The sequence below is a fragment of the Anaerosalibacter bizertensis genome (assembly GCF_009696605.1).
Lineage (GTDB): Bacteria > Bacillota > Clostridia > Tissierellales > Sporanaerobacteraceae > Anaerosalibacter > Anaerosalibacter bizertensis.
In genome coordinates this window covers 51,000-75,363 of record NZ_VULR01000012.1, presented here as the reverse complement: position 1 = coordinate 75,363, position 24,364 = coordinate 51,000, and the positions used below count along the sequence as shown (strand labels likewise).

The window sequence follows — 24,364 nt, the reverse complement described above, 5'->3', positions numbered from 1 at the left end:
ATAACAGTTTCGTTTTTTAAGCCAATAATTATTGGTTTATTAGGTGTGCATTTTTTTATTATTAATTTTTCCAAAAAACATTAAATATTATTTTGCTAAAATCTATTGACTTTAATTAGCTGGTCTTTTTTATTTAGTTGGGTAGAAGATCTACCCAACTAAATATACTATCTCTTTAGATTAACTAATTCTTGAAGCATTTCATCAGATGTAGTTATAATTCTTGAATTGGCTTGGAAACCTCTCTGGGTAGTTATCATTTCAGTAAATTCCATAGAAAGATCCACATTAGACATTTCCAAGTTGCCTGATTTAGCAGCACCAAATCCACTAGTTCCTGCCGTTCCATATTGAGGTTCTCCTGAGTTTCTAGTATTTATAAAGAAATTACTTCCCATTTTTTCAAGTCCCATAGGGTTATCAAACTTAGCCAACATAAGTTGTCCAAGGGCTTTATTCTCTCCATTGCTAAAAATACCATTTACAGTACCAGAAGGATCTATTGCAAAACCAGTTAGCTTTCCAGAAGAATTCCCATCTATAGCATGAGGTTTAAGATCAGTATCATTAGCATATTGAGTCATTTTGTTATAGGAGTCTGAGTTATTTGGGTCAAATATAGTTATTTTGCCCTCCTGTCCAAAAGTTGCACCATTTTGATTATCAATTATTAGATTTACACCTTTTAAATCTTCTTCATTAATTTCTATCTTTCCATCTTCACTAAACTTTATAGTGGTTCCTTCACCTTCTAGTTTAGCTCCATTTTCTCCTACTTTTATTTCTAACTTTCCATCCTGACTTTGTATACTCTTAAGTGACATTGTCCAAGTGTTTTCTTTTGCTCCCTTTTCAAATTCAAATTCTACAACCCAAGAATTTCCTAGACTATCTTTTATAATAGTATCAGCAGTATGTTTATCACTTGCTGGATTTAGATTTCCTCTAAGTTCAATTGTTTTTGTTGGTGTTGCTGCTATTGTTTCTGATCTGTTTATAACTATTGGACCATATGTTTCTGTAATTTCTCCGTTATCATTAGCCCTATATCCTAATACCTTATATCCATCTGCTGTTACTAAATTTCCTGCTCCATCTACTGTGAAGTTTCCTGCCCTTGTATAGTATCTGTTTTCGAAATTAGTATCATCAGTTACTACGAAAAAGCCTTCGCCGTCTATCATTACATCTGTAGGATTGTCTGTTCTTTGAGAAGCTCCTTCTGTATGGATAGTATTTATAGAGCCTGCATCTACACCTAGTCCTATTTGTTGAGGATTTGTACCACCTTTTCCTCCTTGTGCTGCCCCTGCCCCCCTTACTGTTTGACTAAATACCTCCTGAAATGTCATTTGACCTTTTTTATATCCAACAGTATTCACATTTGCAATATTGTTACCAATAACATCCATTTTAGTTTGATGCGTCCTCAGTCCTGATACTGCTGAGTACATTGATCTCATCATTTCTACATACCTCCAATTTTCTAGACAGTACTATGTCTTCTATCAGTCAGACATAAATAACCTCCTAAAAGGTCCAGTTATAATATTACTGCCCCATCAATATTTGTTATTATATTTTCCTTACATTCTTCATTAGTTAAAGCAGTTATAATAGTTTTATTTTTAATACTTGCTATAAACCCCTTATTTCCTAATAAAATCAATGCATCTTTAACACCTTTTTCTTCTGCTGTTTTAAAGGCTGTCTCTATTTTTTTGACTTCATCTAAATTTAATTTTACATTTCTTGAATCCATTCTTTCCAACGCATGTTTAGAAAATTTTATTTCATTACTTTTCTTTTTAGCTGTTTCAAGAATTTCTTTAAAATCTTTATTTGTATTTGTATTCGTCCCTTTAATTTGAGTAGAAGAATTTATCAATCTACTCTCTAGTTGTCTTATATCTACTCTGTTCACAATATCAGCTCCAGACTTCATTTTCTATTCCTCTGGTGTGCTAGGTTTGTCCCCTTTAACTAAATAAGCTTCTAATGCTTTTCTTAAACTAGTTATTTCTTTTAACGTTTCAATGCTTGCATCTATATAATTGTTATTTAAATTATCTATAGAATCTTTAATTTCTTTTTGAGAATTTGAAAAGTTTTTATTAAGATTCTGCACTTGCTCCAAAGTGCTAAACTGAGCCATTTGAGCTATAAATTCTTTATCTTCTATAGGGTTCAATGGGTCTTGATTAGAAAGTTGTGCTACTAGTAGCTTTAAAAAAGCATCTTTACCTAGTTGATCATTTTTTTCTATTTCTTTGCTCGAGTTTTTCTTTTCAAATTCATATACATTTTCCACATATTTCTCGACATTTATATTATTATTAACTTCCATTATTTATGCCTCCTAAGCTTTTAAGTCTAATGTTCCTTCGTTTAATGATATGGAGTTATCAGACATTATATTTTCTTCATAATTATTTATATTTAATGCACTTTCCTTTTTTAACTTAACCCTTTTATTTTTTCTGTTATTTTGAAAAAATTCTTCTCTTTGTTCCCTGTCAAAATCCGAATTACTCCCTACCTGAACTTGAAAAGTTTTTATATCTAAACCTTGCTCTTCTAAACCTTCTTTTAATTGTAGTATATTGGTTTCAATTAACTCTTTTACCCTATAATTATCAACTATTGCTTTAGCTACAACTACACCTTTTTCTACTTCCACTTTTAATAATAATTCTCCTAATATTTCTGGTTTAAGTTTTATTCTGATTTCTGAACTATCTTCATCTAGCATAATATTTGCCTTGTCTACTATCTGTTCAATTAACTCTTCTTTTGGTATTTCTACTGGCCTATTTTCCATAGATTCAATTTTATTTTCAAACATTAAGTCTTTCTCAGAATTAATAAAAGTAGATTTCATATAAATTTCATCAGAATCAATTTTTTCAGGTTTTATATCTGGTTTTAAACTATTTTCAACTTCAGCTTCTTTCAATACGTATTCTGTTTCATTTTTAAATTCATTTAAAAAATCCATATTATTAGAAAAGTCTTTTCTATTTAAATCCACTTCACCTTTTAAGTTGTTTTCAATAAAATTTCTTTTTTCTCCTGACAATAGCTCAATTCCTTTTTTAATAAGAGCTATATCCCCTTTAATTTCCTTTATAATAGGAGCATTCTTTTCAGCAATACTTAATGGATTTTTGTCCAGATCTTTTTTAAACATATTTAAAAGTTCTGTAATCTCTGATAGCTGATTTAATATATTCTCTATAGTTTCATTGTTATTTGAGAAATCATAATGAAAAAGTTCTTTTCCAATGATTTCTTCAGATATATTCTCTAGCATTGGAATAATTTTTTCATCTATTTTTTTAAATTCATGTCCATCTATTTTTGTTTCTAATTCTTTTAAAAATAAACTTATATCTGCTAACAATATATTTATATTGTCAAATTCTTTATCCGTTTCTTCATCTATTTCTTCATTTCCATCGCTTGTCATAGAACTTTCTTTAGTTGTATTTTTATTTTCTATAATTGATTTTGCTTCTTCAAAACAACTAGAAAAATCCCTATCTACTTTTTCATCTACTTTCTTTAAATCAGTATTTCTACTTGACACAAAAAAATCATTTGAAGCTTTTAGAGCCAGTATATTATTCTTCATTCCTTCCACTTTTTCACCTCCTTTACATAATATTTTTATGGACTAGCTAACATTTGAGTTAACTGTGAAGCCTTTTTGGTATTCATATTATTGATAATTTTTGATAAACTTGTTTTTTTCATTTTCCTCAATACATCTACTACAATAGTTGAATCAGAAATCTCATATATTGGCATTGAATCAATTTCCAAGGAAGTAACTTTTTCCGTATTTTCTAACATTTTTTCAGTTATTTTAGCTACGTTACTAGCTGACATTCTCTCATAAACCTCTACTAACTCATCTATTTTACTATTATATTCTCTTAAAAATTTAACCGCTTCATTGATTTCAGCAGTTTTTGAATCATTGCTTTTTCTAAGTTCTTCTTCTCTTTCTAGATATACGAAAATCTCTTCCACAAGCTCATCTTCTTTTATCCTTGAAAGAATTTCAGCAGCTTTTTCTACTGATAGATTCATATATATATAAGATAGTTCCTCTATAGAATATACTTCTTTATTGCCTATTTCTTTAATAACTTCATCTGTAGGTTTTGAATCATAACTCCTTGCTAAATTTTTTAATTTGTCATATTTGATTTCTTTTTGTAATATTATTCTTTCTAAATTATTCCTTTTCTTAATCTCTAATTCACTCATTATTTCTTTCTTTATATTATTATCCATATAAAAAAGCAACTCCGAAGCCTTTTCATCTTCCATACGATCTATAACATAAGGAAAAATTTCCATATAATCACCATATTCATTGGCCATACGTTCTACCTTCCTTATACCAGCTAAGGTATCCATACTTTCTAAGGTTTCTATTTCCCTTTTTATTTCAATCTGTTTTTCTTCTTGTATCTCATCATATGTAGAAGAGAGAAAGTCTTTTTTTAGCTCTATATTCCTTATAAGCTTAAGAACTTCAGAAGTTTTATCAGCCGATTTTCTATTCATTAATCTAATTAAATCATTAAATAACCCTTTATCATTCATCTTAACTATGTATAATTTATCAGCAGCTTCACTGTTTTTTAAAGAAAGATAATAATCTGATAAGCTAATTTTTTTTTCTTCTTTTTCTGCATTTGTAGAACCAGTTCTAAGTTTTCCTTTTACAAAGTCTATTGTTCTACCTATTATAAGGTTTGTAGCATTTTTAACTTTTCCATTTTTAACATATAGTAGAGAACCCAAAACTATAGGAATTAATACTAGGGCTATTATTAAAGCTTTCTTGCTTTTTTTTAGTTTATTCATTATTCTTAAAGTGCCCCCTTTCCATTTTTAATGGGTACTCGCCTTAAAACTTACTATTGTATCTATTAGTTTTTCTTCTTCTTTCTTAATATCATATAAATATTCTTCATATTTATTTTCCTTTAGCCTTTCAAATATTTTCTTCTCTTTTGATACTTCTAGCAATTCACCTTTTGCAACTTTTAATTCTTCTTTAGTCTGATTTATTATTCCCTCTTGGACAGAAATAAGCTCATTCATATTATTTAAATAGTTATTGTATAATTGAAGATTAGCTATATTTGTCTTCTTATAAGATTGATTTTTCCTATTTTTAAGCTCATCTTTAAATTCACAATACTCCTCTAATGCTTTTTCTTCCTCAGTTAGCTTCTGTTGTATTTTCCCATATTCATTTTTTTTGTGGTTTTCAATAGTTTTTTTATAATCTAATACTTTTTCAAATTTAAAATTAAATTTCTCCAATCAAAATCCCCCCATTAACTAAGCTTTTTCTAGTTTCTTATTTATATCTAAAAGCAATTTACTGGTTTCTTCAAAAGAATAGCTCTTAGAAGTTTCCTGTATTAAAAATTCCTTTATATCATCTATTAAATCTATAGCCGTATCTACTTTTTTATTGCTACCTCTTTTGTAAGCACCTATATTTATTAAATCCTCAGATTCTTTATATACTGCTAATATATCTTTAATTGCATTAGACATATTCATATGATCCTTTTCTACTATATTAGGCATGACCCTACTTATGCTACCTAGTATATCAATGGCTGGATAATGATTTTGATTAGCAAGCTTTCTTGAAAGCACTATATGTCCATCTAATATTCCTCTTACTGTATCGGTTATAGGCTCATTCAAATCGTCCCCATCTACTAATACTGTATATAGGCCAGTAATACTTCCTCTATCAGAAGTACCTGCTCTTTCTAATAATTTTGGTAATAAAGCAAAAACAGATGGAGTAAATCCTCTTGTAACTGGTGGTTCTCCAATAGCTAATCCAATCTCTCTTTGAGCCATAGCAAATCTAGTAAGAGAATCCATTAAAAGCATTACATTCATTTCTTGATCCCTAAAATATTCAGCAATAGCTGTAGCAACCATAGCACCTTTAACCCTAATAAGAGCAGGTTGATCAGATGTAACCACCACTACTACTGATTTTTTGAGGCCTTCTTCTTGTAAATCATTTTCAATAAATTCTCTTACTTCCCTACCTCTCTCTCCTATAAGGCCTATTACATTTATATCTGAAGTTGAATTTCTTGAAATCATTCCCATTAAGGTACTTTTTCCAACTCCACTTCCTGCAAATATTCCTATTCTCTGGCCTTTTCCACATGTTAAAAGTCCATCTATAGCTTTTACACCTAAGGATAGGGGTTCTTCTATTTTCATCCTTTCTAATGGGTTTGGAGGAGATTTAGACACAGGATAACTTCTTAATGTATTAATAGGTCCTTTTCCATCTATAGGTTGTCCTAACCCATTGATAACTCTACCTATTAGTTCATCTCCTACATTAATATTTAAAGATTTTCCACTAGCAATTACAGTGCTTCCAGAAGCTATGCCTTCCATATCGCCTAAAGGCATGAGAAGAATTTTATCCTCTTTAAACCCAACAACCTCTGCCATTATAGGCGTATTTTTGTTATGAGGATATATATAGCATAGCTCACCAATGCTAGCCATTGGTCCATTAGATTCAATAGTAAGGCCTGTAACCTTAGTTATATTCCCTGTATATTTAACCAATCTTTTATCATTTATTGCACTTATATATTTTTTCAGATCTATCCTATTTTCCATTAAAATCACTCACTATGTAGAATATTATTTAATAGTTCTTTTATTTCATTTACTTGATAATCTATACTTACATCTACGCTGCCTTTATTAGTTTCTATAATACAATCTCCCTTACTTAGATTGCTATCAACCTTTATCTCTAAATCATTGACTAAACTAGCCTTAGCTAATATTTTATTTTTAGACATTTCTACAATATCATAATCTTCTTTTGATATTCTAACAATTAAATTTTCAGTTGTATTAAGACTTTCAATCCCTTTTAATACTAAAGAAGTTATATACTCCTTGTCCTCATTTATTTTATCATAGATAACTTTTTCGGATATATCTAAAACAAGATGGATTATATCTTCTTCAACTTCCCTATACAAATTTTCCTTCTTTTTTATATACTCTTCTTTAATTTCCAAAGCTTCATCTATTAGAATATTAGAATCTCTTCTTCCTTCCTCATATCCATCATCATAACCTTCTGTATGACCAGATTTAATACCTTCTTGATAACCTTTATCTTTCCATTTATTTGAAATATTTTCAGCTTCTCTATAGGCTATATTCAATATAGATTCTCTTTCTTTATGACCGCTTTTAATAATTTTTTCCGCTTCACTTCTTGCTGCAAAAACTATTTCATTATATTTTTTTTTAGCGTTTTTTAACAAAATTTCTTCTTCTCTATTATTGGTTTTTTTAATTAAAGAATCTCCTCTTTCTTCTACAACTTTCGAAGATTTAATAATTCTAGACAACTATTTCATCTCCCCCTCTTGGAGTAATGATCTCACCTTCTTCTTCTAACTTTCTAATTATATTGACGATATTTTGTTGAGCTTCTTCTATATCTCTAAGGCGAATAGGTCCCATGAATTCTATATCCTCTTTAATCATTTCAACTAATCTCTTAGACATGTTTGCAAAAATGGCTTCTTTAACATCGTCGCTAGCCCCTTTAAGAGCAACAGCCCATTGGCTATTGTCAACTTCTCTAATAATCCTTTGAATACTTCTATTATCAAGACCTACTATATCTTCAAATACAAACATTCTCTTTCTAATCTCATCACTAAGCTCTGCATCTTTTATATCTATCTCTTCCATAATATATTTTTCTGTTCCTCTATCCACAGAATTTAATATATCTACTACTGTTTGAACACCTCCAGCAGCTGCAAAATCCTGAGAAACAATATTTGAAAATTTACTTTCTAACACTTGTTCTATTTCCTTCACTACCTCTGGAGAAGTTCTATCCATAATTGCAATTCTTCTTGTTACTTCAGCCTGTTTTTCTTCTGGTAAACCTGATAGTATTTGAGCCGATTTAGATGGAGACAAATAAGAAAGTATTAAAGCAATAGTCTGAGGATGTTCATTTTGTATATAATTTAACAACTGATTAGCCTCTGCCTTTCTTGCAAATTCAAAAGGTCTTACTTGTAATGAAGATGTTAGCCTACTTATTATATCTTCAGCCTTATCATCACCTAAAGCTCTTTCCAATACTTCCTTTGCATAATTAATTCCACCTTCTGAAATATACTCCTGCGCTAAGCAAAGCTGATAAAAATCTTCTATAATCCCTTCCTTTTCCTCGGGAGAAACCTTCCTCATATTGGCAATTTGTAAAGTTAATTCTTCTATTTCCTCCTCAGTCAAATGTTTAAATATCTCTGCAGATTTTTGAGGTCCTAATGCAATGAGAAGTATAGCTGCTTTTTCTTTACCTGTTAATTTTTCTCTAGGCATAAGTTTGTCACTCCCTATTCATTTAGCCATGATCTTAATAATTGGGTTACAGCTTCTGGCTTTTTCTCTATAAATTCTTCTATTTGAGTCTTCATTTCTGACTCTTCTCTTTCAAAATCTAACTCCTGAACCCTAGTCTCTTCTTCTATTTCTTCTTCTAAAGCTCTTTCTAGATCTTCAAGCTCCATCTCCTCATCTTTTCTCTTTTTTCTTCTATATATAATAAATCCAATAATAGCAGAAACTAATCCTGCTCCTAGTAAAATCCATTTAGTTAGATTTGACTCTTCTTCCTCTTCTTCTGGTTCCTTCATCATATTGAAATTCTGAGAACTTACTCTTACTTCCCTAGTATCAAGTCCCGTAGCTGCTGTAACTAATTCTGATATTTCCTGCCTTTTTTCTTCTGTCATTTCTCCATCTATTAAAGCAGCTTCATTTATAAGAACAGCAACTGTTATTCCTTCTACTTGTCCAGGTGCTCTTTTAATTTCCCTATTTATTTCATTTAACTCATTATTAATTACACGACTTGCCTTATCGTATCTAGATACTCCTCCATCTTCCATTTCATAATCTGGAGGATTTCCATCAACACCAACTGGTATATTCCCTTCTCCGCCTACCATTGTCTCCTCTATTTCTTCCATGCTTCTTATAAGTCCTTCCTCACTATCTTCAATGGGAGGTGAAAATTCTACTATTTTTGTAACTTCACTGTCAAAATTTATCTTTGCACTAGCTCGAACATCTACATTTCCATATCCAAATACATTTTCTAAAAATCTTCTTAAACTTTCATTTATCTTCAACTCTATATTTTGCTGTATATCGTATTGATCAGTCATTAAATAATTTGAATCATTCCCATTGTCCGTTAGAAGCTTTCCTGAATCATCTATTACAGAAACTTGACTCTCATCCATATTAATAGAGCTTGCCACAAGATTTTTAATTGCAGTTACCTTATCAACGGGTATAGGTTTATTATCACTTTTTTTTATAAATACTGAAGCTGTAGTCTCTTTTTTATCATCTTCTAAAACAAAAGCCGATTCATCTTTTTCATCTATGTAAACAGTGGCACTTTCAATACCATCTATTTCCGAGATAGTAGAGGATAACTCATTCTGAAGGGCATATTGCATTCTCTCTTTCTTTTCGTAATCTGTCATAGTCCAACTACTATCATTAAATGCATCTACAAAACCATATCCTTCTTTTGGCAAACCTTCAGAAGCTAATTCAAGTTTTGCTTTATTCTTTACTTCTGAAGGCACTAATATAGTATTTTCATTATCATCAGCAGTCTTCCATTTTATATTCATTTCATCAAGTTTCTTAGTTACTTGTCCCATATCTTTAAGGGATAAATTGTCATAAAGAACTTCATATTTAGGCCTTGTTAGAAAAAAGATTAAAATAAAAACACCTACTATTATTAGTCCACTTATTATCCCTAATTTGATTTTTTTGTTTTTATCTGTTTTCTGCCAGTAGTCATTTAATTGCGTCTTCATTTGCTGGATAGTTTCACCCACTAAATCACCCCATTCTTTGCCAGATCATCTATAATTGCATCCTCATAATTTCCCTATAAGCATCTACTACCTTATTTCTTATACTCATAGTCAATTGCAACGATATATCGGCTTTTTCAGCAGCTATCATTACATCGTGAAGATTGTCAACATCTCCTGTAGCTAATAACTTCTTATAATTCTCCGATTCTATTTGGAGTTTATTCACATCATTAATCGCTTCTTTTAAATAAGTACCAAAAGATAAAGAATTGTTTTGTTTTTTTTCATTATTATTTGCTACAATAGAAAAATTATCTTCTTTATAATTTATTGGATTTATATTCATTTACTGCCCTCCTACTTTTTTCCTATTTCCAACGTTTTCATTAGTATAGTTTTAGAAGCATTTATAGATGTTATATTAGCTTCATAAGCTCTCTGAGCATCTATCATATCAACCATTTCCTTCACTATCTCTACATTTGGCATCCTTACATACCCATTTTCATCTGCATCTGGATGTCCAGGTTCATATACTAATTTAAATGGTGTAGGATCATCAACGATTCCAGCTACTTTAACCCCTTCACCATTAAACTTCTTCGTATATTCAGATAGATAATGAGAGAATGGACTGCCTTTTTTCTCCTCAAATATTACTGTCTGTCTCCTATAGGGTTGTCCTCCTGTACCTCTAGTTGTTTTTTCATTTGCAATATTTTTAGATATTACATCAATCCTTGTCTTCTCAGCTGTCAATGCCGATGAGTTTGTATTTATAGAATCAAACATGCCCATAATTATTTACCTCCTTCAATAATAGCATTTTTTACCTTATCATATTCATCTATAAGTTGCTTAACCAAAGCTTCATGCATGATGGTGTTTTTCGCTAAATTTCCAGTCTCTACATCTATATTTACATTATTCCCATCAAATCTATAAGATGAGCTTTTATCTTCAACTACCTTAGGTTCATAATCTTTAAAAGTCCCAATACCTGGAATATGTTTATTATTTGTCAATTCCAGTCTTTTATTGCTACTTAATTCCTGTTTTAAATAGTCTTCAAACACTATAGATTTTCTCTTATATTTAGGAGTATCTACGTTTGCTATATTTTGAGATATTACTTTATTCCTATACCAGGTTCCATCTAAAGCTTTTTTTAAAAAATTTGTTGTAGAATCCATTTTCCATAACATAGTTTTCACCTCTGAAAATAAATATAATTGTTTATATTATAATATGTTTTTACATTTTTAGCAATATTAATCATTATTTCCATATTTTCAACAAAATATAGTATGTTTCACGGGATATTTTGGGGGTACCTAGAATATATTCTCCATAAAGTAATTTTTTCCTTTTAATTAATTGTTTTTTGTCAATTTTAGAGCTAAATAGGACTTAGGTCCTATTTCCTATAATTACATAAAAAAAATAGTAGGTATTAAAACCTACTATTGTCTAGCTTTTTGAAGTTCTTCAATTAGTTTATCATTTAATATTTTAATATGGGTTCCCTTCATTCCTAAAGATCTAGATTCAATAACACCTGCACTTTCAAATTTTCTTAGTGCATTTACTATTACAGAACGAGTTATACCTACTCTATCTGCAATTTTACTAGCTACTAACAAACCTTCATTTCCATCTAGTTCATTAAAAATATGTTCCATAGCTTCCAGTTCAGAATAAGATAATGTACCTATTGCCATTTGTACTACCGCTTTTTTTCTTGCTTCTTCCTCTATTTCATCATTTTTAGACCTCAATATTTCCATTCCTACTATTGTAGCACTATATTCAGATAATACTAAATCGTCTTCTGTAAAGTTTCTATCTAATCTAGATAATACTAATGTTCCTAATCTAACTCCTCCACTGTTTATAGGTATTATAGTAACCATTTTGTTAGGATATTCACATTCAGAAACTTCATCAAATACGCATTCTTTCATTTCCTCTATATTTTCTTTAGTTTCTGTCACCTTCAGTAACCTATCATTGTATTTTTTAGGAAATCTCTTTTCTTCCACCACTTCATTTTGAAGTATATCACAATCAAGGCCAGAAGAAAGTTCATATCCTAGAACCCTACCTTTCCTACTAGCTATATATACATTAGCATCTAATATATCGCTAAGTATTTTACTTAGTTCAGGAAATGACACAGGTTTAGATCCAGAACTCTGTAATGCCTTATTTAATCTTCTAGTTTTTTGTAATAAACTTTCACTCATCATAATCCTCCTTTTATAATATGTATTTTGATATGTCTTTTTGTTGGATGTCATTCATAAGTTTTGTTTTTATATATTCACCATTTAAGATCACATCTTTTTCTTCTAAATCTGGTGCATTGAATGATATATCTTCTAATACCTTTTCAATAACTGTGTGTAATCTTCTTGCCCCTATGTTTTCATATTGCTCATTAGAAATATATGCAAATTTGGCAATTTCAGATATAGCTTCTTCGCTAAACTTAAGGTTGATTCCTTCTGTCTTTAATAAAAGTTCGTATTGTTTTATCAAGGCATTTTTAGGCTTTGTAAGAATTTCTTTAAAGTTCTCTTCAGTCAAATTGTCCAGTTCAACCCTAATAGGAAATCTACCTTGTATCTCTGGAATTAAATCACTTATTTTTGAAACATGGAAGGCTCCAGCTGCAATAAAAAGTATATGGTCAGTCTTTACCGGTCCATACTTGGTCATTATAGTACTACCTTCAATTATAGGTAATATATCCCTTTGTACTCCTTCTCTTGAAACGTCTGGCCCTGAAGAATACTCTTTTCCTGCAATTTTATCTATTTCATCAATAAAAATTATACCACTATTTTCTGCTCTTTTAATTCCTTCTTCTCTAACTTCATCCATGTCAATTAATTTTTGTGCTTCCTGTGCTGCAATTATTTTTCTAGCTTCTTTAATAGTTACCTTTCTTTTTTTAGTTTTCTTAGGTAAAAACTCTCCAAACATATCGCCTACATTTATATTGAATTCTTCCATACCTAAACCACTAAAATATTCTACAGTTGAGTTTAAGTTTTCCTCTACTTCTATTTCAATAATTCTATTTTCTAATTCTCCATTTCTCAATCTTTTCTTTATTTCATCTCGACGATCCCTAATTTCTATAAGCTTATCATCAGTTTCTTCCTCTTCTTCTTCATTTCCAAAAAACATTTCTAATGGATTATTAGAACCCTTCTTCTTAACAGTTGGAACCAGTATATTCAAAATCTTATCTTCTGCCAATAATTTACCTTTATCATATACTTTATTTATTTTTTCTTCTTTAATCATCCTAATAGAGTCTTCAATTAAATCCCTAACCATAGAATCTACATCTCTACCTACATAGCCTACTTCAGTAAATTTAGTAGCTTCAACTTTTATAAAAGGCGATTTTACAAGCTTAGCCAATCTTCTTGCTATTTCTGTTTTCCCAACCCCTGTTGGTCCAACCATTAGAATATTTTTTGGTTTAACTTCATCTTTAAACTCTTCATCTAATAAACTTCTCCTATATCTATTTCTAATAGCAATAGCCACAGCTCTTTTAGCTTTATTTTGACCTACAATATATTTATCTAATTCAGCCACTATTTCACTAGGAGTTAATTCCATCATATAATCACTCTCCTTAGAGAACTTCAACAGTTATATTATCGTTTGTATATACACATATAGTTGAAGCTATATATAAAGATTCTTTTGCGATAGTTTCTATGTCTAGCTCAGAATGTTTAAGTAATGCTTTACCTGCAGCTAATGCATAGTTACCTCCTGAACCTATTGCTATAATACCTTGGTCAGGTTCTATTACTTCTCCACTGCCTGAGATTACCAATAAATTTTCCTTATCACCTGCTATAACCATGGCTTCCAATTGTCTCAATACCTTATCTCTTCTCCAATCTTTTGCCATTTCAACTGCAGCCCTTCTCAAATTCCCATCGTATTGTTCCAATTTTTCTTCTAAAATCTCAGCTAATGTAACAGCATCTGCTACTGAACCTGCAAATCCAATGAGCACTTCTCCATTATATATTTTTCTAACTTTTTTTGCTGTGCCTTTCATTATGGTTTTATCACCCATAGTCACCTGTCCATCACCAGCAATAGCAAGTTTTTTATCTTTTCTCACAGCTATAATAGTAGTTCCTCTCATCATTTAAGACCACTCCCTTAATAGGACATATACAAACAAAAGAAATACTATCATATTTCCTTTATAAATTCAAGATTAAATTTATAGTTTTCAGAATATTTTTCCTTGTTTAAATTGTGTGTATATATAATAAGCTACCATAATTTTATATAAATGTACAGACTATTTTATTTAATATCTTTCTCTACTTTCTTATAACCACAAGATTTGTTCATACATTTTATAGTAGTACTAGTCTTATTTACTCTCTTAACAAGGATATCTCCACACTCTGGACATTTTTCGTCAATGGGTTTATCCCAAGACATAAAATTACACTTAGGATAGTTGCTACATCCATAAAATTTTCTTCCCTTCTTAGTCCTTCTTTCAACTACTTTCCCATCACAACGAGGACAGTTTACATTCAATTCTTCTAAAAAAGGTTTTGTGTTTTTACATTCAGGATAGCCAGGACAGGCTAGAAATTTTCCATACCTTCCATACTTGACCACCATATTTTTTCCACATTTTTCACAAATAACATCTGTTACTTCATCTTTTATTTCAATCTTTTCAATTTCTTTTTCTGCTACCTCTAAAACTTCATGAAATTCAGAATAAAAATCCTCTATAACTTTCTTCCAAGGTAATTTTCCATCTGCTACTTCATCTAATCTTTCTTCCATATCAGCAGTAAATTCTTCATTTATTATATTTTTAAAATAATCTTCTAATAAATCTGTAACCAAAAGTCCTAATTCTGTTGGTTTAAAGCTTCTATTCTCCAAGACTACATATTCTCTATTTAGAATTGTTGATATAGTTGGTGAATAAGTACTTGGTCTTCCTATCCCCAGTTCTTCTAAAATTTTAATTAATGTTGCTTCAGTATATCTAGCAGGTGGCTGTGTAAAATGCTGATTAGGATTCAGCTTCTTGAGTTTTACTTCTTCTCCTTCTTTAAAATTTGGGAGCTCTATATTATTTTCACTCTCATATGCATTATATATTCTCATAAAACCATCAAATTTTAATTTAGAACCAGAAGCCCTAAAAATATAATTTCCCGATTTTATTTTAATAGATAAAGTTTCGTATACTGCAGCACTCATTTGGCTTGCTACAAATCTTTCCCATATAAGTTTATATAATTTATATTGATCAGCACTTAAAGATTCTTTTATATCTTCCGGTTTTCTACTAACAGATGTAGCTCTAATTGCTTCATGAGCATCTTGTATATCTCCACTTTTCTTTTTTCTGGCTTTTTTTCCATTAGAGGAGTAGTCCTTCCCATAATTTTCAATTATAAAATCATTTGTCTCTTTTATAGCTTCTTTAGAAATTCTAGTAGAATCAGTTCTTATATAAGTTATAAGTCCAACAGTTCCTTCTCCTTTTATATCTATTCCTTCATATAATTGTTGTGCTATAACCATAGTCTTTTTTGCAGAAAATCTTAATCTTTTTGATGCATCCTGTTGTAAAGTACTTGTTGTATATGGAGAATATGGATTACGTCTTTTTGTACCTCTTTTTACTTCATGAATAAAATATTTTTCATTCTCTAAACTTTCAAGTACTTCCTCTACCTCTTTTTTAGACTTTAAATCTTTCTTAACTTCCTTATTATCTTTTAATTCACCATAGAAACTTGCTTCAAAATCTTTCTTGTTTTTTTCAAATATTCCTTTAATACTCCAATATTCTTCTGGTACAAATTCTTCTATTTCCTTTTCTCTATCACATACTAGCTTAACAGCTACAGATTGTACTCTACCTGCACTTAAACCTTTTCTTATCTTTCTCCATAATAATGGACTTATTTTATAACCAACCAGCCTATCTAATACTCTCCTTGCTTGCTGGGCATCTACTAAATCTCTATTAATAGGCCTAGGATTTTTAATAGCTCCGGAAACCGCTTCTTTAGTTATTTCATTAAACTCTATTCTTACAGGATCCTCCTCATCTAACCCTAAAATATGAGATAAATGCCATGATATAGCTTCCCCCTCCCTATCAGGGTCAGTTGCAAGATATATTTTATCTACCTTTTTAGCTTCACTTTTTAACTCCTTTATAACTGGTCCTTTACCCCTAATAGTTATATACTTGGGTTTAAAATTATTTTCAATATCTATGCCTAAGGTACTTTTAGGCAAATCCCTCACATGTCCAACAGACGCCTTTACCTTATAATTCTTTCCTAAAAATTTCCCAATAGTTTTTGCTTTTGCAGGTGATTCAACTATGACTAGATTTTTTTGCAATGTATACACCTCCATCTATTAATTATATATCAAGACAATACATATACTCTACCTGGAAGCTCTTTTACTATGCCTTTTAGCTCCAGTATAGTTAATGTACTGTTTACAGTTGATATGTCTAGTCCTGTCATATAAACTATATTATCACAATGAATAGGTTCTTTCTTTATGCATTCTACTATCTTTATTTCCATAGAACTTAGTTGAGAATAATCAACTTCTTCCTCTTGTTTAGTAATTATATGATTAAATTCATTTATCTCCTCTAAGATGTCTTCTATATCCATAACTATTTTTGCTCCATCTTTTATTAAACAATTAGTACCTCTACTAAAAATACTATTTATATTTCCTGGAAGAGCGAATACCTCTTTGCCTTGCTCTATAGCATGCTCTACAGTTATTAAGGAACCGCTTTTTTCTGTAGCCTCTATAACCAATATTCCTAAAGACAAACCACTAATTATCCTATTCCTTTGGGGAAAATTGGCTGGAAAAGGTTCTGTTCCTATGGGAAATTCTGATACTACTGCTCCACACTCACATATCTTATCATATAATTTCCTATTGTTTTTAGGATATACGATATCTAATCCACTACCTAATATAGCAATTGTTCTTCCTTTTCCTTTTAAAGCACCTTTATGAGCTTCAGTATCTATACCTCTAGCCATTCCACTTACTACTGTTATTCCTAGCTCTGCTAACTCGCTAGAAATTTTTTCACTAGCCCATTTTCCATAGGAAGTCGCCTTTCTAGAGCCTACTATACCTAGGGATAGTTTGTCAACTTCTGAAAAATATCCTTTATAATATAAAACTGTAGGGTTGTCATAAATATATCTTAACCTATCTGGATAATCTTCATCAAGTACAGTCATAACATTTATACTGTTTTTTTCTATTTCTTCTAAAGCATTTTCTAATATAGATTCCTGTCTATTAGAAATAATCTTTTGCCTAACACTTTTTCTTATACATCCTATATTTAAAATTTCTTCATTAGATATCTTCCATATATCTGATATGTTTTCAAAATACTCTAATAGCTTATTTGTAGCTATATTACTAACTCTTATTTTATTTAACCAAATAAGTGTTTCTTTATTACTGAAGCCACTCATCTTTCTACCCCCAATATTTTTTATCTAAACTTCTATATTGAATAGCTTCTAATATATGTTTTTCTCTAATGATTTCTTCTCCATCTAAGTCTGCAATAGTTCTTCCAACTTTTAATATTTTATTATAGCTTCTTGCACTAAATTTAAATTTTTTAAAAGCTTGTTTCATAATTTTTTCAGCTTTATTATCTAATTTACAATAATTTTTCACCCCTTTAGCAGTTAATTGGCCATTAGAAAAAATATCTTCATTAAAATATCTTTTTAGCTGAATTTCTCTTGCTTTATTAACTCTCTTTTTTATATCTTGGGAAGATTCTGTTTTTGTATTTCTACTTAAATCATTGTACTCTACTGGCATAACTTCTATATGTATATCTATCCTGTCTAACAAAGGTTGACTTATTTTTCCTAAATATTTATCAATACTATTTATAGTACATGTACATTCATGATGTGGATCCCCTAAATATCCACATGGACATGGATTCATACTAGCTACTAACATAAATTTTGATGGATAATTTAAGGTTGCATTAACTCTAGATATTGTTACATTACCATCTTCAATAGGTTGTCTTAAAGCTTCCAATACATTCTTTTTAAATTCGGGAAGCTCATCCAAAAATAAAACACCATTATGAGCTAATGAAACTTCTCCCGGTTTAGGAATTCTTCCTCCACCAATTAAAGATGACGAAGAAGCAGTATGATGGGGTGATCTGAAAGGACGTTTATTTATTAATGAATTTTTATTTAATAATCCTGCCACACTATATATTTTAGTTGTCTCTATAGATTCTTCAAATGTAAGATCTGGAAGTATAGTAGGAAGTCTTCTTGCCGACATAGTCTTTCCTGAGCCTGGAGAACCTATAATAATTATATTATGAAAACCTGAAGCAGCAACTTCCAATGCTCGTTTCAATCCTTCTTGCCCTTTTATATCGGCAAAATCTTCTTCTGATTTTTCTTCAATTTTAAGTAATTTACTTATATCCCGTCTATAACTTTTTATCTTCCTATTACCCTTTAAAAAACTTATTAATTGATTTAAATTTTTAACGGGAATAATGTTTATATCATCTATTATTCCACATTCATCTTTATTTTCATAAGGTACTACTATACTTTTTATTCCCTTTTCTCTTAAAGATATAACCATAGGCAATGCGCCTTCAATTTTATTGACTTTGCCATCTAAAGCCAGTTCACCAATAAAGGCAATATTAGAAAAATTGCATTCAACAACTATACCCATAGCCGATAATATCCCTACAGCTATGGCTAGATCAATTTGAGAACCTTCTTTTTTTATATTTGCAGGAGCTAAATTAATAGTAATTCTATTTAAAGGAAACTCATATCCACTATTTTTTATAGATGTTCTAACTCTCTCTTTAGATTCTTTTATAGATATATCAGGAAGACCCACTATATTGAAAACTGGAAGGCCCTTAGATATATCCGTCTCAACCTCAACTACAAATCCGTTTAAGCCTTGCAGTACACATGTTTTAACTTTTGAATACATTGTTAACCCCTTTTCTGACTTATTTAAATATTCTTTATTTTATAGGCCTTTTAAGACCTATTTCCCCCTACTATACAAAAGCATTTTCATAATGATTTATTTTTTTAATTTTACCCAAATAAACCTCTATAATGTCAAATCTTAATTGATAACCTTTCATTCTATTAAATTTAATATAATAAAAGGCAGTATTCATAATTCTTCTTTGTTTCTTTCTATTTACAGCTTCATAAGCATATCCATAGTCAATACTAGTCCTAGTTTTTACTTCTACAAAGATTAGCATATCTCCTTTTAAAGCAATAATATCAATTTCTCCCGTTTTACTCCTAAAGTTTCTCTCTAATATGTAATAATCTTTGCCTATTAAAAAGTTAACTGCTATGCTCTCTCCAATTTTCCCTCTATCTATATGATTACTCATCTAAATCACCTTTTTTCTTATCTAAATAATAAACATAAGTAATTATCTGAGCTACAACATCATAAAGTTCAGGAGGAATTTCTTGTCCAATTTCTATTTTCATAAGATCATTCAAAAGTTCTTTATCTTCATATATTTCTATTTTTTCTTCTTTTCCTTTTTTAATTATATTTTCTGCAACATACCCTTTCCCTTTTGCAGTTATAATTGGTGCTGTATCATCTTTCGAATATTTTAATGCAATAGCTTTCTTTCCTTTTTTATTATTGTTTTTTTTCATATTCTACACTCTCACATCCAAATAATAATAAGGATTCTTATTATCTACTAATGTGTCTAAAAAATTCATCTCTTTATCTTCTATATAATTTATATTATTTAGTTTATACCCATTTTCTTCTATAATATTTTCTAACATTGTTTCATTCTTTTTAAATAAAGAAACATTTTCTTTCGTTAGATCAAAACTAATACTTACCAATTCTGCTTTAAACTCACAATATATCTTTACTCTATTTAAATGGCTCATATCTAAATTAATAAATATACTTATCTTATCACCTTTATTAAAGTTTTCTTTTCTTTTTTTTAATATAGATATAGCCCCTTTGTTTTCTTGATTTTTAATTGTTATTGGTACATAAATAAATGCCATATCTTTATTTATATTATTTAAAAAATCTAAGCTATCGCTTAGTTTCTCAAAAGTCTCTTTTGTGTTTTTATCTACTTTTGAAATACCATTTTTAATTTTATTATTTATCTCATCTATTTTTTCATTCAATTCATCATAATAGTTTTTAATATATTGACTATCTTTTCCTGTAAAAGTGAGAAGACTTCTATCCTTAAAACTCAAACTATATTTTTCATAGCCATCTTCTTTATCTAAAAAACCCAAAAGATGATCTACATCATCTTTTGAAATGATTTCCTTGCCTTCTAATATTAAAAAAAACTTTTCTAGATTATTTATTGAAATCTTCATATCATTTTTTAAAATAAACGCAATAGATTTTATACACCAACTAGACATTTTTTCTTCTGGAAGCATGTCTTTAATATGGTCATATATATAATTTAAGTCTTCCTTTTCAGGATATTCTTCTTTGTTAACAATTAAAAAGTTTCTTATCTCTTCTTTTATAGGATCATTAATATTATTAAATAATATTATTTTTTCTTCATTTGCTTTTCCTAAAATCTCTTCTATTTTACCTATAGTTTTAAGTCCCTTTATAATATTTTCCTTATTTATAGGTACATTATACTCCAACAAACTTTCTATAAATTCTTCCGATATTTCATCTTGTGAAATATTATACTCATTAAATATTTTATCAGTAATTTTTTTATTTTCAAACTTTTCTAAGCTTAATTTTGGATCTTTAATGTCTGAAATAGGGGCCAATTCTAATTTTCCATTAGAAATAGATTTAACTAAAAAACTTATTTTTTTAAACTTTGGATAATCAATATCAAACTCATTTTTACCCTTTACTTTTCCCACATTTTCCAGATCTAATAATATTGTTTCTTCCGACATATCTAGTATTTCTCCAGTGATTATGTCTCCTTCTTTGATTTTAGAGTTATTCATATCCATAAGAAAGTTCTTTAGTGGAAAAGAGTCATAAATTTTCATACTTTTTCCTCCTAAATAATGTTCTTCAAAAAAGTCAATCTGTGGATTGGAGAAGGACCTAATTTTTTTATAGCTTCTCGATGCTCTTTAGTTCCGTAACCTTTGTTTTTCTCAATTAAATATCCACTATATTTTTTCCCCCATATTTCTTCACATTGTCTGTCTCTGAAAACTTTAGCCATGATAGAAGCACAAGCTATTCCATGAGATCTAGCATCTCCCTTTATAATGCCCTTCTGTGGAATATCTAAATATATCTCTTCTGCATCAATTAATATGAAATCAGGACTTATTGAATTTCCGTCTCTATCTTTTAAATTTAATACTGCCTTCTTCATAGCTAATCTAGTACTTTCTTTAATATTAATCTTATCTATAGTTTTAGAATCTACTTGTCCAAATCCTAACGCTAAAGAACTTTCTAATATTTCACCATATAGTTTTTCTCTCTTTCTAGGTGTTAATTTTTTAGAATCTTTTACACCTTCAATAATTAGATCCTTAGGCATTATTATGGCACATGCAACTACATCTCCTGCTAAGCAACCTCTTCCTACCTCATCTATACAAGCAATATATTTATACCCCTTAGATCTTATTTCATTTTCAATTTCTAACATATAATCCCTCCAGATAAAAGCTAGGGTAATTCTAATGTTATTTTTCCTATCTTTCCTTTCCTAAAATCATCAACTATAGTGTTACTTGCCCTAGTAAAATCAATTTCTCCACCTTTTAATATGCAGCCTCTATTTCTAGCAATTTGTTCCATTACTTCATAAGTTGAATAGTTTTCTAATTCTATATTATATCGTGTTTTAACCAATTCAGGATAAATTTTTATAAGTCTCTCAAGTAATTGGAAAGCTAAATTTTCTATATCTAACAATTCATCTTTTATTGCCCCAGTAAAAGCCAAGTTTAAAGCTGAATCTTTGTCTTCTAATTTAGGCCATAATATTCCTGGAGTATCTAAAAGTTCTAAGTTCCCTTTTATTTTTATCCATTGATTCCCTTTAGTAACTCCCGGCTTATTGCCAGTCTTAGCGCCTTTTTTCCCTGATAAGCTATTTATTAAAGTAGATTTACCTACATTAGGTATACCTAGTATCATGGCTCTAACCGGCCTATTTTTTACACCTTTTTTTTGTAATCTATTCATTTTATCTTTAATAAGAATATTTGTTTTTTTAATTATTTGATTTAATCCAGTAGCATTTAAAGAATTCACAAAAACAGTAGGTATTTTTTTTGAATAAAAAAACTCCTCCCATTTCTTATTATATTCTTCATTACTTAAATCAGCTTTATTTAATATAATCAGTCTTGGTTTGTTACCAATTATATTGTCAATATCTGGATTTTTACTACTCATAGGTATTCTAGCATCAAGAACTTCATATACAATGTCTACAAGTGGTAAGCTATTTTTTATTGTCTCTTTTGTTTTTTTCATATGTCCAGGATACCAGTTTATATTCATAATATCACCAACCTAAGAATAAATAAATATTGGGACTCAATAAGCCCCAATATTTTAGTAATATGATTTTTCTTTAACTCTAGCAGATTTACCTTGTCTTTCTCTTAAATAATACAACTTAGATCTTCTTACTTTACCTTTTCTTGTAACAATAAGTTTTTCAATTCTTGGAGAGTGTAGAGGAAATGTTCTTTCTACTCCAACACCATAGGAAATTCTTCTAACTGTGAAAGTTTCTCTTACTCCACCGCCTTGTCTTTTCAAAACAGTACCTTCAAATACTTGAATTCTTTCACGAGAACCTTCTTTAACTTTATAATGTACTTGAACAGTATCACCTACATTAAATTGAGGAATATCCTTTTTTAATTGCTCATCTTCAATCATTTTTATAATATCCATAGTATAAACCTCCCTTCTCCCTAGACGTTCGTATCCTATAGATAGAGGACCGTCCGTTATACCATACCTTGTGTATTATAGCATAAGTATATTTAAAATACAATATTTATTTGATTTCTAATTCCTTATAAACCTCTTTTAACATATCTTTTTCTTCATCAGTTAAATCCTTTTTCTTCAGTAAATCTCTTCTATTTAAATATGTTATCTTCAAAGACTCGTATAATCTCCACTTTTCAATTTCCTTATGATTTCCAGATAGAAGAACTGAAGGAACCATATATCCATTAAAATCCCTAGGCCTAGTATATTGAGGATGTTCTAAAAGTCCATTATAATGGGAATCTTCTATAAATGAATCCTCGCTTCCTAATACTCCTGGAATTAGTCTTATTATAGAATCTAATAATACTAATGATGGAATTTCACCACCAGTTAAAACATAATCCCCAATGGAAATTTCTTCATCTATATAGTGTTCAACTATCCTATTATCTATTCCTTCATAATGTCCAGACAATAATATAAGATGTTTTTCTCTAGCCAATTTATTAGCCATCTTCTGGTTATATACTTTTCCCTTTGGAGATAAATATATAACCTTAGATTCACTTTCTTTAACACTCTCTATGGCCTTAGCAATTGGTTCTGGTTTCATAACCATACCTGGTCCTCCACCAAAAGGATAATCATCTACCCTTTTATGTTTATCTTCAGAAAAATCTCTTATATTTATACAATTAAGTCGAACAAGTTCTTTTTCTACTGCTCTACCTATTATGCTCCAATTAAATATAGTATGAAAAATCTCAGGAAATAAAGTTAAAATATCTATCTTCATTCTATCAATCCTTCAATAGGCTCAATAATTATTTCTTTATTTTCAATATCTACTTTTTTGATAAACTGTTTTACTGCTGGAACTAAATAATTTTTGCTATTATCTTCACTTTTTATAATATATATATCATTACCTGTATTGGTTATAACTTGAGTCACAATTCCTATTTTATTGCCATTAATATCTAGCACATTACACCCTACAATATCAAATATAAAATAAGAATCTTCTTCAAGTTTAATTTTATCTTTTTCTTCAATATATAAGTACTCATTCTTGAATTTTAGTACCTCATTTATATCATCGTATCCTACAAATTTCAATATTACAAATTCTTTTTTAGACCAATTTTTCTCAATATAAACTAATACTTTTTCTTCACCTATATAAACTTTTTCAAGTTCATCAAATCTAGAGATATCATCTGTAAGTGGATGAATTTTTACTTCTCCTTTAATCCCCTGGGTATTTATAATTTTTCCTACTTGAATATAATCCATATTTT

General features: G+C 29.5%; 27 protein-coding genes. All 27 read right to left on the bottom strand.

The genetic code is table 11. From position 1 onward, the window contains the following. Nucleotides 1–167: 167 nt before the first annotated feature. The 27 genes from FYJ27_RS09405 to rimM all read right to left on the bottom strand — a co-directional run bounded on the left by FYJ27_RS09405 (nucleotide 168) and on the right by rimM (nucleotide 24,359). Nucleotides 168–1,466: a flagellar hook protein FlgE gene (locus tag FYJ27_RS09405; RefSeq protein ID WP_154484595.1), complete on the bottom strand. Its 1,299-nt coding sequence runs from the start codon at nucleotides 1,464–1,466 to the stop codon at nucleotides 168–170. A gap of 77 nt (nucleotides 1,467–1,543) precedes the next feature. Beyond that, on the bottom strand, nucleotides 1,544–1,945 hold the full coding sequence (locus tag FYJ27_RS09400; RefSeq protein ID WP_154484594.1) for a TIGR02530 family flagellar biosynthesis protein: 402 nt from the start codon (nucleotides 1,943–1,945) through the stop codon (nucleotides 1,544–1,546). Nucleotides 1,946–1,948: 3 nt separating this feature from the next. Beyond that, nucleotides 1,949–2,347: a flagellar hook capping FlgD N-terminal domain-containing protein gene (locus FYJ27_RS09395; protein WP_154484593.1), complete on the bottom strand. Its 399-nt coding sequence runs from the start codon at nucleotides 2,345–2,347 to the stop codon at nucleotides 1,949–1,951. A gap of 12 nt (nucleotides 2,348–2,359) precedes the next feature. Continuing rightward, nucleotides 2,360–3,634, bottom strand: coding sequence for a flagellar hook-length control protein FliK (locus FYJ27_RS09390; protein ID WP_229775519.1), 1,275 nt, complete (start codon nucleotides 3,632–3,634; stop codon nucleotides 2,360–2,362). A 35-nt stretch (nucleotides 3,635–3,669) separates the two neighbouring features. After that, nucleotides 3,670–4,881: a hypothetical protein gene (locus FYJ27_RS09385; protein ID WP_154484591.1), complete on the bottom strand. Its 1,212-nt coding sequence runs from the start codon at nucleotides 4,879–4,881 to the stop codon at nucleotides 3,670–3,672. 27 nt (nucleotides 4,882–4,908) lie between these two features. Beyond that, entirely contained in the window at nucleotides 4,909–5,346 is a 438-nt protein-coding gene (gene fliJ / locus FYJ27_RS09380; protein WP_154484590.1) for a flagellar export protein FliJ, read from the bottom strand. Between the two features lie 18 nt (nucleotides 5,347–5,364). Then, entirely contained in the window at nucleotides 5,365–6,696 is a 1,332-nt protein-coding gene (fliI, locus tag FYJ27_RS09375; RefSeq protein WP_154484589.1) for a flagellar protein export ATPase FliI, read from the bottom strand. A 5-nt stretch (nucleotides 6,697–6,701) separates the two neighbouring features. Further along, nucleotides 6,702–7,448, bottom strand: coding sequence for a FliH/SctL family protein (locus tag FYJ27_RS09370; RefSeq protein ID WP_154484588.1), 747 nt, complete (start codon nucleotides 7,446–7,448; stop codon nucleotides 6,702–6,704). Beyond that, complete coding sequence (fliG, locus tag FYJ27_RS09365) at nucleotides 7,441–8,445, bottom strand: flagellar motor switch protein FliG (protein ID WP_154484587.1); 1,005 nt, start codon at nucleotides 8,443–8,445, stop codon at nucleotides 7,441–7,443. The genes FYJ27_RS09370 and fliG overlap by 8 nt, the downstream gene beginning before the upstream one ends. 14 nt (nucleotides 8,446–8,459) lie before the next feature. Then, nucleotides 8,460–9,986, bottom strand: a complete 1,527-nt coding sequence (gene fliF, locus FYJ27_RS09360; protein WP_154484586.1) for a flagellar basal-body MS-ring/collar protein FliF — start codon at nucleotides 9,984–9,986, stop codon at nucleotides 8,460–8,462. Nucleotides 9,987–10,014: 28 nt separating this feature from the next. Then, a complete protein-coding gene (gene fliE / locus FYJ27_RS09355; protein ID WP_154484585.1) occupies nucleotides 10,015–10,314 on the bottom strand; it encodes a flagellar hook-basal body complex protein FliE in 300 nt (99 codons plus the stop codon). 11 nt (nucleotides 10,315–10,325) lie between these two features. Beyond that, nucleotides 10,326–10,766, bottom strand: a complete 441-nt coding sequence (gene flgC / locus FYJ27_RS09350) for a flagellar basal body rod protein FlgC (RefSeq protein WP_154484584.1) — start codon at nucleotides 10,764–10,766, stop codon at nucleotides 10,326–10,328. Between the two features lie 2 nt (nucleotides 10,767–10,768). After that, nucleotides 10,769–11,173, bottom strand: a complete 405-nt coding sequence (flgB, locus tag FYJ27_RS09345; RefSeq protein WP_154484583.1) for a flagellar basal body rod protein FlgB — start codon at nucleotides 11,171–11,173, stop codon at nucleotides 10,769–10,771. Between the two features lie 258 nt (nucleotides 11,174–11,431). Further along, nucleotides 11,432–12,214 (bottom strand): GTP-sensing pleiotropic transcriptional regulator CodY, encoded by a 783-nt coding sequence (gene codY, locus FYJ27_RS09340; RefSeq protein WP_154484582.1) that lies wholly within the window; start codon nucleotides 12,212–12,214, stop codon nucleotides 11,432–11,434. 13 nt (nucleotides 12,215–12,227) lie between these two features. Then, nucleotides 12,228–13,610 (bottom strand): ATP-dependent protease ATPase subunit HslU, encoded by a 1,383-nt coding sequence (gene hslU, locus FYJ27_RS09335; protein WP_154484581.1) that lies wholly within the window; start codon nucleotides 13,608–13,610, stop codon nucleotides 12,228–12,230. 13 nt (nucleotides 13,611–13,623) lie between these two features. After that, complete coding sequence (hslV, locus tag FYJ27_RS09330; protein ID WP_154484580.1) at nucleotides 13,624–14,154, bottom strand: ATP-dependent protease subunit HslV; 531 nt, start codon at nucleotides 14,152–14,154, stop codon at nucleotides 13,624–13,626. Between the two features lie 164 nt (nucleotides 14,155–14,318). Next, a complete protein-coding gene (topA, locus tag FYJ27_RS09325) occupies nucleotides 14,319–16,406 on the bottom strand; it encodes a type I DNA topoisomerase (protein WP_154484579.1) in 2,088 nt (695 codons plus the stop codon). 29 nt (nucleotides 16,407–16,435) lie between these two features. Beyond that, a complete protein-coding gene (dprA, locus tag FYJ27_RS09320) occupies nucleotides 16,436–17,530 on the bottom strand; it encodes a DNA-processing protein DprA (protein WP_154484578.1) in 1,095 nt (364 codons plus the stop codon). A gap of 4 nt (nucleotides 17,531–17,534) precedes the next feature. Further along, a complete protein-coding gene (locus FYJ27_RS09315) occupies nucleotides 17,535–19,064 on the bottom strand; it encodes a YifB family Mg chelatase-like AAA ATPase (RefSeq protein WP_154484577.1) in 1,530 nt (509 codons plus the stop codon). 70 nt (nucleotides 19,065–19,134) lie between these two features. Continuing rightward, nucleotides 19,135–19,488 (bottom strand): YraN family protein, encoded by a 354-nt coding sequence (locus FYJ27_RS09310; RefSeq protein WP_154484576.1) that lies wholly within the window; start codon nucleotides 19,486–19,488, stop codon nucleotides 19,135–19,137. Beyond that, on the bottom strand, nucleotides 19,481–19,768 hold the full coding sequence (locus FYJ27_RS09305; RefSeq protein WP_154484575.1) for an EscU/YscU/HrcU family type III secretion system export apparatus switch protein: 288 nt from the start codon (nucleotides 19,766–19,768) through the stop codon (nucleotides 19,481–19,483). Before FYJ27_RS09305 ends, FYJ27_RS09310 begins: the two co-directional genes overlap by 8 nt. A 3-nt stretch (nucleotides 19,769–19,771) precedes the next feature. After that, complete coding sequence (locus FYJ27_RS09300; RefSeq protein WP_154484574.1) at nucleotides 19,772–21,133, bottom strand: hypothetical protein; 1,362 nt, start codon at nucleotides 21,131–21,133, stop codon at nucleotides 19,772–19,774. An 11-nt stretch (nucleotides 21,134–21,144) separates the two neighbouring features. Next, nucleotides 21,145–21,753: a ribonuclease HII gene (locus FYJ27_RS09295; protein ID WP_154484573.1), complete on the bottom strand. Its 609-nt coding sequence runs from the start codon at nucleotides 21,751–21,753 to the stop codon at nucleotides 21,145–21,147. 20 nt (nucleotides 21,754–21,773) lie between these two features. Continuing rightward, nucleotides 21,774–22,616, bottom strand: coding sequence for a ribosome biogenesis GTPase YlqF (gene ylqF, locus FYJ27_RS09290; protein ID WP_154484572.1), 843 nt, complete (start codon nucleotides 22,614–22,616; stop codon nucleotides 21,774–21,776). Between the two features lie 54 nt (nucleotides 22,617–22,670). After that, nucleotides 22,671–23,018 carry a 50S ribosomal protein L19 gene (gene rplS, locus FYJ27_RS09285; RefSeq protein ID WP_154484571.1) on the bottom strand — a complete coding sequence of 116 codons (348 nt, stop codon included), beginning with the start codon at nucleotides 23,016–23,018 and terminating at the stop codon, nucleotides 22,671–22,673. A gap of 106 nt (nucleotides 23,019–23,124) precedes the next feature. After that, nucleotides 23,125–23,859 carry a tRNA (guanosine(37)-N1)-methyltransferase TrmD gene (trmD, locus tag FYJ27_RS09280; protein WP_154484570.1) on the bottom strand — a complete coding sequence of 245 codons (735 nt, stop codon included), beginning with the start codon at nucleotides 23,857–23,859 and terminating at the stop codon, nucleotides 23,125–23,127. Then, nucleotides 23,856–24,359: a ribosome maturation factor RimM gene (gene rimM, locus FYJ27_RS09275; protein WP_154484569.1), complete on the bottom strand. Its 504-nt coding sequence runs from the start codon at nucleotides 24,357–24,359 to the stop codon at nucleotides 23,856–23,858. The genes trmD and rimM overlap by 4 nt, the downstream gene beginning before the upstream one ends. Nucleotides 24,360–24,364: the final 5 nt, after the last annotated feature.